At 49.5% G+C, this 10,709-nt stretch carries 7 protein-coding genes; 4 read left to right on the top strand and 3 right to left on the bottom strand.

Annotation, left to right across the window (positions count from 1 at the left end):
* Positions 1-104: 104 nt before the first annotated feature.
* The 4 genes from PDUR_RS06225 to PDUR_RS27140 all read left to right on the top strand — a co-directional run bounded on the left by PDUR_RS06225 (position 105) and on the right by PDUR_RS27140 (position 6,596).
* Positions 105-992 carry a carbohydrate ABC transporter permease gene (locus PDUR_RS06225; protein WP_233277546.1) on the top strand — a complete coding sequence of 296 codons (888 nt, stop codon included), beginning with the start codon at positions 105-107 and terminating at the stop codon, positions 990-992.
* Positions 992-1,828, top strand: coding sequence for a carbohydrate ABC transporter permease (locus PDUR_RS06220; protein WP_042205522.1), 837 nt, complete (start codon positions 992-994; stop codon positions 1,826-1,828). The genes PDUR_RS06225 and PDUR_RS06220 overlap by 1 nt, the downstream gene beginning before the upstream one ends.
* 110 nt (positions 1,829-1,938) lie before the next feature.
* The gene (locus PDUR_RS06215) at positions 1,939-3,243 is read left to right on the top strand and encodes an ABC transporter substrate-binding protein (protein WP_052410089.1); all 1,305 of its coding nucleotides are present in this window, start codon (positions 1,939-1,941) and stop codon (positions 3,241-3,243) included.
* 458 nt (positions 3,244-3,701) lie between these two features.
* Positions 3,702-6,596 carry an S-layer homology domain-containing protein gene (locus PDUR_RS27140; RefSeq protein ID WP_156130329.1) on the top strand — a complete coding sequence of 965 codons (2,895 nt, stop codon included), beginning with the start codon at positions 3,702-3,704 and terminating at the stop codon, positions 6,594-6,596.
* A gap of 240 nt (positions 6,597-6,836) precedes the next feature.
* On the opposite strand, the gene PDUR_RS06205 is transcribed toward PDUR_RS27140, so the two are convergent.
* The 3 genes from PDUR_RS06205 to PDUR_RS06195 all read right to left on the bottom strand — a co-directional run bounded on the left by PDUR_RS06205 (position 6,837) and on the right by PDUR_RS06195 (position 10,691).
* Positions 6,837-8,498, bottom strand: coding sequence for an ABC transporter permease (locus tag PDUR_RS06205; RefSeq protein ID WP_407944312.1), 1,662 nt, complete (start codon positions 8,496-8,498; stop codon positions 6,837-6,839).
* A 74-nt stretch (positions 8,499-8,572) separates the two neighbouring features.
* A complete protein-coding gene (locus PDUR_RS06200) occupies positions 8,573-9,580 on the bottom strand; it encodes an ABC transporter ATP-binding protein (RefSeq protein WP_042205520.1) in 1,008 nt (335 codons plus the stop codon).
* Positions 9,581-9,584: 4 nt separating this feature from the next.
* Positions 9,585-10,691 (bottom strand): extracellular solute-binding protein, encoded by a 1,107-nt coding sequence (locus tag PDUR_RS06195; RefSeq protein WP_042205519.1) that lies wholly within the window; start codon positions 10,689-10,691, stop codon positions 9,585-9,587.
* Positions 10,692-10,709: the final 18 nt, after the last annotated feature.

Below are 10,709 nucleotides of genomic sequence, written 5' to 3'. Positions count from 1 at the left end.
AAGGTGTAAGGCAATGATACTACGTAAAAAGGAGATCCGCCATGAGAAAAGCGCTGGGCATGCAAAAGGGCTGGGAACAGTCCGCCGTAAATAGGAAATCCTCTCTGAGACACGCTCTGGGTATTCAAAAAGGCTGGGGGCAGCAGATTGTATTTTTAGGTCCGTGTCTGATTTTCTTTCTGACGATTGTGATCACCCCTTTCGTTCTCGGATTCTACTACTCTTCGACCAACTGGAACGGATTGGACCTGGATAAGGCGGTATGGACAGGCTCGGCCAACTGGAGCCGCATTCTGCATGACGAAAATTTCTGGAACTCGCTGTATTTCACGCTTCGCTTCACCGTCGTTTCTGTTGTAATCGCTAACATTTTAGCGCTTCTGCTGGCCTTTGTGCTGATGGCGTCGCTTAAGACCAAGAAAGTGCTTCGGACGGTCTTCTTTATGCCCAACGTCATCGGCGGCATCCTGCTCGGCTATATTTGGCAGTTCATCTTCACCAAAGGCTTCGCTACGATCGGCGACCTGACGAATATTCCCTTTTTCACCCTTCCATGGCTCGGAACGCCTAATACCGGTTTTTGGGGACTCATCATCGTATTCGTGTGGCAGACCGCAGGTTATATGATGGTTATCTACATCGCGTCTCTCGCCGGCATTCCGAAAGATTTGATCGAGGCGGCCAAGATTGACGGCGCGCGTCCTTACCAGCTGTTTAAAAGCGTTTACGTGCCCCTGATCATGCCGGCTATCACGATTTGCCTGTTCCTTACAACCTCCAACGCGTTCAAAATGTTCGACCTCAACCTGTCGCTGACCAAAGGCGGACCGGGAACCTCGACGCAGTCGCTGGCCTATAACATTTATTCGGAAGCGCTGATTAACAACCGTTACGGGCTGGGAACCGCCAAAGCGCTGCTGTTCTTCGCCGCCGTTTCGATCATCACGGTTACGCAGGTTATCATTACCAAGCGCAAGGAGGTATCCGCATAATGAAAGTCAGCACATACAAGTCCAACACCTTCATACTCGAAATTTTCGCTGTCCTGCTTGCGGTCCTGTTTCTGGCGCCCTTCTATCTGGTGCTGACGAACTCGGTGAAGACCTTGAAGGAAATTTTGCTGGACGCCGCCTCGTTTCCTCAGCTTTTTCATTGGAGCAACTACAGCGATGTGTGGAAAGTGATCGATTTCCCGCAGGCATTTATGAACTCTCTGCAAATTACAGCGTTCAGCGTAGTGTTCATCGTCCTGTTCAGCTCTATGGCCGCCTACCAAATCGTAAGAAGACCTTCGAAGTTCAACTCTTTTGTCTTCCTGCTGCTCATCTCGGCCATGATCATTCCGTTTCAATCGCTGATGCTCCAGCTTGTACGGGTTACCAGTCTGCTTGAGCTGCGCGGGGAACTATACGGGATCGTCGCCTGTTATCTCGGTTTCGGCATGCCGCTGTCGGTCTTCCTGTTCCATGGCTTCATCAAAACCGTACCCCTTGAGCTGGAAGAAGCTGCCCGGGTGGACGGCTCCAATCCGTACGGCGTCTTTTTCCGGATCGTCTTTCCGCTGCTGATGCCTATTATGGTTACCGTTGTTATCCTGAACACGCTGTGGATTTGGAACGACTACCTTCTGCCTGTGCTGATTATCGGGGGCAATAAGGATTTAACCACGCTGCCTCTTGCCGTCACCAAATTTTTCGGGCAATATACTAAGAAATGGGATCTTGCCCTGGCGGGTCTGATTATGGCTATCACCCCGATCCTGCTGTTCTTCCTCATTCTGCAGAAATATATCGTAGAGGGGGTAACCGCCGGTTCCGTAAAAGGCTGACATGCCGACAACAATATCCACCTTTTCAGACAAAATATTAAGTGTTGGCCCGCGTCACATTGCATTACGATCATGTTGTAAGCACTTACAAATTACAGGGAGGCAGAAAAATGAAGAAACGGTTCGCATTTCTAATCGCAATCGTTTGCGTCCTTATTATTGCGGGTTGCGGCAACGGGGGGAACAACAATTCCGCCGCCGAGGGCACGAACAGCGGCACATCAGGGACCGCGGCTCCTGCGGCATCAGAAGCGCCTAAGAAAGATGTAACGATCAAAGTGTTCCAGTTCAAGGTGGAGATCGCCGAACAGCTCAATGCGCTTGCCGAAGAGTATGAGAAGGAAACCGGAGTTAAAGTTCAAGTGGAAACCCATGGCGGCGGCGAAGACTACGGCGCGCTGCTGAAGGCCGAAATCGCTTCCGGTTCCGAGCCTGAAATCTTCAACAACGGCGGTTTCGCCGCACTTGTCCCTTATATGGACCGGGCAACCGACCTGTCGGACCAGCCTTGGGTAAGCAGTTTGATCGATACTTCCAAGATTCCTACAACCGTGGACGGCAAGCTGTACGGCCTGCCGATGAACGTGGAAGGCTATGGTCTGATCTACAACAAGGACCTGTTCGCCAAGGCGGGTATCACCGAAGAACCGAAGACGCTGCCGCAGCTCAAAGATGCGGCCCAAAAGCTGAAAGCCGCCGGCATCACCCCTTTTGAAGCAACTAATGAATGGTGGTCGCTCGGTATTCACCTTGTGAATGTGGCGATGGCCAATCAGCCCGATCCGGCTGCGTACATCGAGGATTTGAAAGCGGGCAAACAAACGATCAAAGGCAATGAAGTGTTCAAGCAATGGCTGGATCTTGTGGACGTTATCTTCAACAACGCCCAAGACAATAAAGTGACTACCGACTATGCGACCCAAGTCGCCGATTTCGCCTCAGGCAAAGCGGCCATGATGCTGCAAGGCAACTGGACGCAAGGCGACATCGACAAGATTGATCCTGCACTGAAGCTCGGTCTGCTGCCGCTTCCGATTAACGACAAGGAAGGTCACATCTACGTCGGCGTGCCGAACAACTGGATCGTGAATAACAAATCGGCTCATCCGGAAGAAGCGAAAGCGTTCCTGAGCTGGATGGTCACCTCGGAAACCGGCAAGAAATATTTGACCAAAGATTTTAAATTCATTCCGGCTCTGTCCAACATTCCGACCACCGCTGAAGATATCGGCCAAGTTGCCGTAGCGGTGCAGGAACAATCGAAGACTGCTCTGAGCTGGAACTGGGACAGATTCCCGGATGGCGTGACGCAAGGCTTCGGCGCCGCAATGCAGGAGTATCTGGGCGGCCAAATTAATCGCGATCAGCTGCTTGATAAGCTGGATAAAGCTGTTCAAGACATCGTAAAACAATAATAAGGCCCGTAGGCCTCATCAATAATTGGCGAGCCTCCTAGCAGCAGCCGTTCAGGATAAAGATCTGAACAGCCGGCTAAGGAGGCTCGCTTTATGATATGCCGGCTTATCCTGTTTTGCTTAGGCCGGTTCAATGAACCAAGCCTATAAGAGAGCTTATGCCCGTATCCAAATCATAGGTAATGTATATACTCACCCTCGCTAATTACATCTTTACGTAAATATAATCCTTTCTCGAAAAAATAAATCGAGTCATTCCCCCTTCATTTATACGAATATACCTAAGTCTAAACACCTATTTTTTAACAAACTAATGCATTGATTTAATAAAATGATTCATTTGTCTCATATGAATTCCGATAATAATAATGTATTCATTACCAAAGAAGGGAGGACTATTGCTCTATTTCAGTTAAAAGTAAACGAAATCAAATGAAGACTGGTGGGGTGTTTGGCAAGTGAGAAAAAAGAATAGCACTTTGAAAAAGAGTCTCATGGTAATGCTGATCGTATGCATGAGTTTAGCTTCATTCGGCCAAGCTTTTGCGGCTAACGTCAATTCGGGCAAAGCAAGCGATACAGCGGGCCACTGGGCGGAAAGCACTCTTAAAGAGTGGCAGCAGCAGGGTTTAATTGCTGGATACCAAGACGGATCGCTTAAGCCGGATCACAAAATTACCCGCGCAGAGTTTACAGCACTGATTAACAAATCCTTCGGCTATACCAATACAGCGGCCATCTCGTACAAAGACGTTAAGGAAGCGGATTGGTATTATAACGATGTTGCCAAGGCTGCGGCCGCGGGATACATAACGGGCTATACGGATAAGACTTTTAAGCCGAATAAGCCTCTTACCCGCGAGGAACTGGCAGTTATTGTTTCCTCTCTGCTGCAGCTGAACGAATCATCTTCTCCTGTCTCATTTACAGATACCCAAGCTAGCCGTGCGTGGAGTATCGGTAAAATTTCAGCCGTGGTTGAAGCTGGACTTATGCAAGGATACAGCGGGAAGTTCAGACCGTTGCAGACCGCTACAAGAGCTGAAGCGGTTGTCGTGCTGGACCGTGCGCTTAAAATGCGTGCAGCCAATAAAACCGTTGTTTACGATAAGGCCGGAACTTACGGTCCGGAGACTGGGGTCACAACAATCACCGGCTCCGTATATCTCAAAGCGCCGGACATTGTTCTCAGAAATACCGTAATTAACGGCAATCTGATTATCGGCGAAGAAGTAGGCAAAGGCGACATCACCTTGAAGAATGTCACAGTTAAAGGAACGACTACGATTAACGGCGGCGGGAAGAACAGTATCCATGTGGATGACTCTGTGCTGGTAACCGTAATCGTGAACAAACAGGATGGAAGCATCCGCATTGTCACCGAGGGCTCCGGCTCTGTCCAGCAGATTACGCTTCAATCCGGTGCGCTTCTGGAGGAGGGTCCCGGCAGTGGTGACGGCTTCGGGCAGGTCAACCTTTCCGCACTGATACCGGCGAATGCTCAGGTTGGTTTGGCGGGAACCTTTGAGACAGTGGATGTGTTTGCCGCCTCTATCCAGGTCAATCTGACCGCAGGCTCCATTCAAAATCTGCAGGTGGGTGCCTCCGCTTCGAATACAGGCATCGATATCGCTGCAGGAGCCAGCGTTAATACGCTGATTCTGAATGCTCCCGTCAGAGTTACCGGACAGGGTTCAATCGGCACAGCCATTATTAATGTTTCGGGTTCAACCATCTCGCAGACTCCGGCCAATGTGGTTCGGGCCCCTAATGTAACAGTTGTCATTGGGATACCGATAGACCCAGGAAGCGGTAGCAGCAGCCCTGTCACGCAAACCGTTTACGGGTTTGAGGGTAGAATTACGGATGTGGATGATCAGCCGGTGGCCGATATGACCATTCATTTCCGCAGAGGCTTGGGAGTTACCTCAGGCGATATTGCCGCCACCGTCGTAACGGATACGTACGGCTATTATTTCGCCAACCTGGCTCCCGGCATCTATACCGGAGAACTGGTCAAACCCGGTTTCATTACGACTTATGTCGTGGGCGTTTCGCTAAGCGATTATAAGAATACGGGACAAGACGCCACGGCCATCAGAATTCCGGCAGCCGACGAGATTCGAATCGTGCTCACCTGGAACGAACAGCCAGAGGATGAAGATTCTCACCTTGTCGGGCCAGCACCGAATAACAAGGTCTTCCATACATGGTACGCTGATAAGAAATATGGATACAACGGCGAACTCTACGCCGATCTGGATCATGATGATGTCGATTCCTACGGACCTGAAACGACTACAATCCGCAAGCGTGTGGACGGAACGTACACTTTCTATGTCCATAACTTTAGCGGTAACGGACCGGGTGGAGCTGATACCTTATCCGCTTCGGGCGCCAAGGTAGAAATCTATAATGGTTCCAATGCGACACCGGTCAAGACTTATCACATTCCGGCGGGAAGCGGCAAAGAAATTTATTGGAATGTATTTAATATGACGGTAAACGGCGGCAGTTTGACCTTCGAGGACAAGAACGAACTAACGGATACTGCACCTCGCGCCAATGAAGATATTGATGATGCTACACCGGCACCTGATAGTGTCAATGTAGAGAATAATCCCGGAGCGACCGATATTGTAACGGTAGGCGGCCTTTCTGCTGGAGAAGTCGTCAATGTATACGATCATGATTACAACCTTATCGCGCAATCCGCTCCTGTTCAGGCGGGCTCTGACAGCATAAAGTTGAGTAATCTGAATCTTGGAACAGGTAGCAGCACTATTTATGTTTCAATAACCCGTCCTGTCCTGGGAGAGAGCCCTCGTTTACCGGTGACTGTACTGGGAGAAGCGGAGTATGCGGAACTAAAAACAACGGTTGCCGCCGCTTTTGCCGACCATGAGGTACCTGTCACTTTAGCGGTTTACCAAGATGTCTATTTGGCAGATCCGGAAGTGCTCCTTCCTTCGGACTTACAGGTGAAAGTCATCGGTCTGGAGCCGGTCTCCACGGTCAGTGACGATGTCTACCTGAATAACGACAGCAGCAAGGTGTATCTGAACGGATATAATGGAACTCTTGAACCCGTTCAATACAAGGTCACGCTGGAACTTAGACGCGGTTTCTCCTCTGTGACGAAAGAGCTCGTTTTGACCGTTCCTACGGTGTACTCCGCTTTGAACGGCAGCATTGCCGTCGCCCGCGAACGGAACGAAGAACTCAATGATACCGAATTACAGGCTGCCATTGAGCATGCCGAACTTGTTAGAGATAATCAGCAATCCACACTGGAAGAATACTTGAATGCGTTGGATGACTTGAATAAGGCGCTGCAGCTCGCAGAACTATAAGTTAACTAACTTCAAGCAAAAGGGGTGACAATTCCTCTTTTCAGCCCTTTCAGCTTCCCCTCAGGGAAGCCGGAAGGGCTTCTTTTATATTCGTTTAACAGAACCTAATTCTAAAAAGAAGCTTCTCATAAGTTCATTGAACTTATGAGAGGCTCAGATTGGCGAGCCTCCTGGCAAGCAGCCGTTCAGAATAAAGATCTGAACAGCCGGCTAAGGAGGCTCGCTTTATGATATGTTGGGTCAATCTCTTTTGCCGCGGCTCTTTCTGCCGTATACTCCATAGAGCGTAATGGCGGACATCATCATCAGGACTACGGAATACACCAGGGTCAATGCCTGAGTATCGGCCAGCGCCTGCGCATCGGTGCTGTTTTTAATAACAATGCCCAGCGGCTGATATAACGGGTGGTACAGGAATACCGTAAGATCGTAATCCGCCAATATGCCATTGAAATTAAGCGCCAGAACAGCCAAGGCAGACGGAAGAATAATCGGCAGCAGCACTCTTCTGAACGAATAGAAAGAACGGGCCCCCAAATTTTTAGCGGCGTCCTCCAAATTGCTGTCAATACTGAAAAAAGAGGCTTTCACCATCCTGAGCGTAAACGGAATATGAACAATTACATAAGCGATAAGCAGCATCCATACGGTGCCCAGCAGCACGGTATTGCCCAAAATCGGCTTGGGTGTGTCAAAGGTAACAATCAGGCCGATGGCGATCAGCGTGGAGGGCAGCATCCAGGGAATCAGCAAAGCGTATTCCAGCGTCCGGCTCCAGACATTATTAAACTTATGCAATATTCGAGAAGCCATCAATGATAGCGCCACTACGGCCAGTGAAGCCGCCGCCGCATAACAAATGCTAACCAAATACGGCTTAAACGCGGTCATACTGGAAAAAACGGTGATATAGTTGTCCATTGTAAATACGCCGGGAGACAGCGTGGCTGTGGAAATACTCTGGGCATCGGTAAATGAAAACAAAATAATGAGCACGACGGGAATGGTATAAATGACAAACAAGAAATACGCGGTGGTATGAACCAGCACATTGCATAATCTGTTGTTGATTTTTTGCTTAACCAGCGCGGATTTCACCTTGGATACCGACATGAAATTCCCATTTTTTTCAAACCGGATCATCAAGGTCAGAAGCAACAGCGTGGCCAGTCCCAAGACAAGGGCCAGAAGAGCCGCCAGATCCTTTGAAGTTACACTTCTTGCGAAGGTAAGAATCATGGGCGTAATGGTCTGAAATTCGGAACCTCCCAAAATCAGCGGCGCCGATGTCGCTCCAAGCCCGGTGAGAAAAAGCAGAATGGTCAGCGCAAAAATCGTCGGCTTCAGCACCGGCAGTACGACGCGCCTCAGGATATAAAAGGTGGAGGCCCCCATATTTTTCGCCGCTTCTACGGTTTGGAAATCCAACTTGCGGAGCGCGTTGGTCAAAAAGATGACATGGTTGGAGGTGCAAGCAAAGGTCATGACAAACAGCACCGCCCCGTATCCGTGAAACCAGTTGACATTAAAAGCATGAAACAGATGGGACAGAACCCTGGTAATAAAGCCGGATTCTCCGTAAATGAACTTATAGCCCGATACCAGGACAACGCCGCTGTATACCAGTGTGGTGAAATAACCGAGCCGCAGTATTTTGGCGCCTTTAATCTCAAAATACTCCGTAACCAGAACGAGAAAGATGCCGACCATATTAACCGTGACAACCAGTGATAAGGCAAGGATGAAGCTGTTGTACAGACTTTTCATCGCCCGGTCGGAGGAGATTAATTTTTGCACCGCATTCAGCGAAAATGAACCGCCGCCAAAAAAAATCTCGTAATAGACATTAAGGTTGGGATAAATCAGAAAAGCGACGATAAACCATCCAAGAAAAGCATACATGAGCCAGGCAGCGATAGGGATCGACGACAAGGCGGATCTGATTTTAGGCATATTCGTTTGTAGTCCCCTTTCGCCTAATACTGCAAAATATCCTTGACATTGAGATAAACCTCAACTTCGTCTCCTGCCGAACGGCAGTTCAGGCTATTTGCAATTTCCACGCTTTTCAGCATGCCGTATCCGTCGGTTTCAATCGTATATTTGGTGTATATACCGTAAAATTCCTGCTCCACAATTCTGCCTTTGACCACAACCGCTGTTTCATCGCTCGAAAAAGGGTACAGGCTGACTTTTTCATTACGGATATAAACGTTCTTCCCCGGATCTGCCCAAGTCTTCAATGGCCCTGCGGCAAGCGCGGGGTCCAACAAATTGCTGCTTCCGATGAAGTTGCATACGAACTCGGTCGCGGAATGGTTATAAATCTCTTGCGGCGTCCCTACCTGCTCGGCAACACCCTTATGAAACACCGCGATCCGGTCCGAAAGAGTCAAGGCTTCTTCCTGGTCATGCGTAACGTAAATCGTGGTGATGCCAAACTTTTTTTGCAGACTCTTCAGCTCGTTGCGCAGCTGCACCCGAAGCTTTGCGTCAAGATTGGATAAAGGCTCGTCCAGAGCCAAGATGCTCGGCTTCAGCACAAGCGCTCTGGCAATGGCCACCCGCTGCTGCTGTCCGCCGGACAATTCGGACACCTTCTTAAAGAGCTGTTCTTCGCTTAAATCGACCTTTTGCGCGATATCGCGAACTTCTTCATCCAAGCGGGCAGAAGGGATTTTTTTTACCCTGAGTCCAAAAGCGATATTCTCATAAACGTTCAAAGTGGGAAACAGCGCGTAGCTCTGAAACACCATGCTGATCCCTCTCTTTTCGATTGGAACATTGGTGATGTCCCGGTCGTTCAGCAAAATTTGCCCGTCCGACGGGTTGATAAAACCGACCAGACTGCGAAGAATGGTAGTCTTGCCACAGCCGGACGGACCCAGAAATGTAAAAAACTCGCCCTCCCTGATCTGCAGGTTCAGGTTTGGGATAACTGATTGCTCTCCGAACTGAATATGAATATCTTTGAATGTAATCATGCGTTTATTTCAATACTTCCAGCTCGATTTTCTCAGCCCAATTGTCAATATTCTGGGCGATAAAGGCCCAATCCATCGTCTGCGTTTTAATGGAGGCGTACAGTTTTTTCACGTCTTCATTGGCCTGTTCCGCAGCTTTGGCGTTGGCAGGCATCGCGTTAAACTCTTTCGCGAATTCGCCCTGCGTCTCGGCGCTTCCCAGCCAGTTGATGAAACGTTCCGCCGTTTCCCGTTTCTTCGTCCCTTTTATGATTGCCGTTTGTTCGACAATGACCGGAACGCCGATCTCCGGTAAAACAATGCCGGATTTAACGCCGTACTGCTTCTCTTTGGATGCCAATACGCCCGATACCAACGCACCGATCGGTGTTTGGCCGCCGGCCAGCTTGGAGTAGAAATCTTCGCCCTCCACGGCGGGGACGCCGTTATCATAGAACTTCTTGATTTGTTCCCAGCCTTCATCCGAAATGCCGTATTCTCCGCTTGGGTCCTGATAACGCGTCAGAATGCCCGCTACGACGATCCGCGGTGTAACTTGTCCCAGCAGGGTAGGCGCTTCGTACAAGCCCTTGTATTCCGCTTTGTTCCACAGATCGGTCCATTCCTTAGGCGCGGTTTCCGTCGTGAATTTCTCGGGATTATAGACCAGCAGAATAGCCTGCTTCACCAAGCTGTGGTAGTAGCCATCGGGATCATTCAATCCCTTTTCGATCTCTCCCACCCACTCCGGGGTAAAGGGTTCTAGCACATCGTTCTGAGTCAGGATTTCATACAACATGGAGTTCAAGCCATATGCCACGTCGGCGATGGGATTGTTCTTCTCCGCGATCAGGCGATTGGTCAGATCGGCGCCGCCCGCACCCACAATCTCAATATCGAATCCGGCAGCCTTGGCCTTATCGATCAGCCATTCTCCCCTGCCGTCCGAATTGGAGTTGGTATAAACGATCAGTTTTTCATTAACGGGCTCCTGGCTGGTCTGCGGCTCAGCTTGTCCAGTGGATGCTTCCGGTGAGGCAGCCCCTTGATTGGCGGAAGAATTTCCATTCCCGCAAGCGGCAAGCAAAAAACACAGCGTTAAAATCAACAGAAGATTAAACGTTTGCTTCATAATATTAAAAACCCCTTG

The organism is Paenibacillus durus (assembly GCF_000756615.1).
In the GTDB taxonomy this organism is placed as follows: domain Bacteria; phylum Bacillota; class Bacilli; order Paenibacillales; family Paenibacillaceae; genus Paenibacillus_AQ; species Paenibacillus_AQ durus.
The sequence above is the reverse complement of the archived record's forward strand: the minus strand, read 5'-3'. Positions and strand labels throughout refer to the sequence as shown.

Coding starts and splice junctions, on each gene's coding strand:
- PDUR_RS06220 (WP_042205522.1), top strand. CDS start 992: ATGAAAGTCAGCACATACAAGTCCAACACCTTCATACTCGAAATTTTC.
- PDUR_RS06215 (WP_052410089.1), top strand. CDS start 1,939: ATGAAGAAACGGTTCGCATTTCTAATCGCAATCGTTTGCGTCCTTATT.
- PDUR_RS06205 (WP_407944312.1), bottom strand. CDS start 8,498: ATGTATGCTTTTCTTGGATGGTTTATCGTCGCTTTTCTGATTTATCCC.
- PDUR_RS06200 (WP_042205520.1), bottom strand. CDS start 9,580: ATGATTACATTCAAAGATATTCATATTCAGTTCGGAGAGCAATCAGTT.
- PDUR_RS06195 (WP_042205519.1), bottom strand. CDS start 10,691: ATGAAGCAAACGTTTAATCTTCTGTTGATTTTAACGCTGTGTTTTTTG.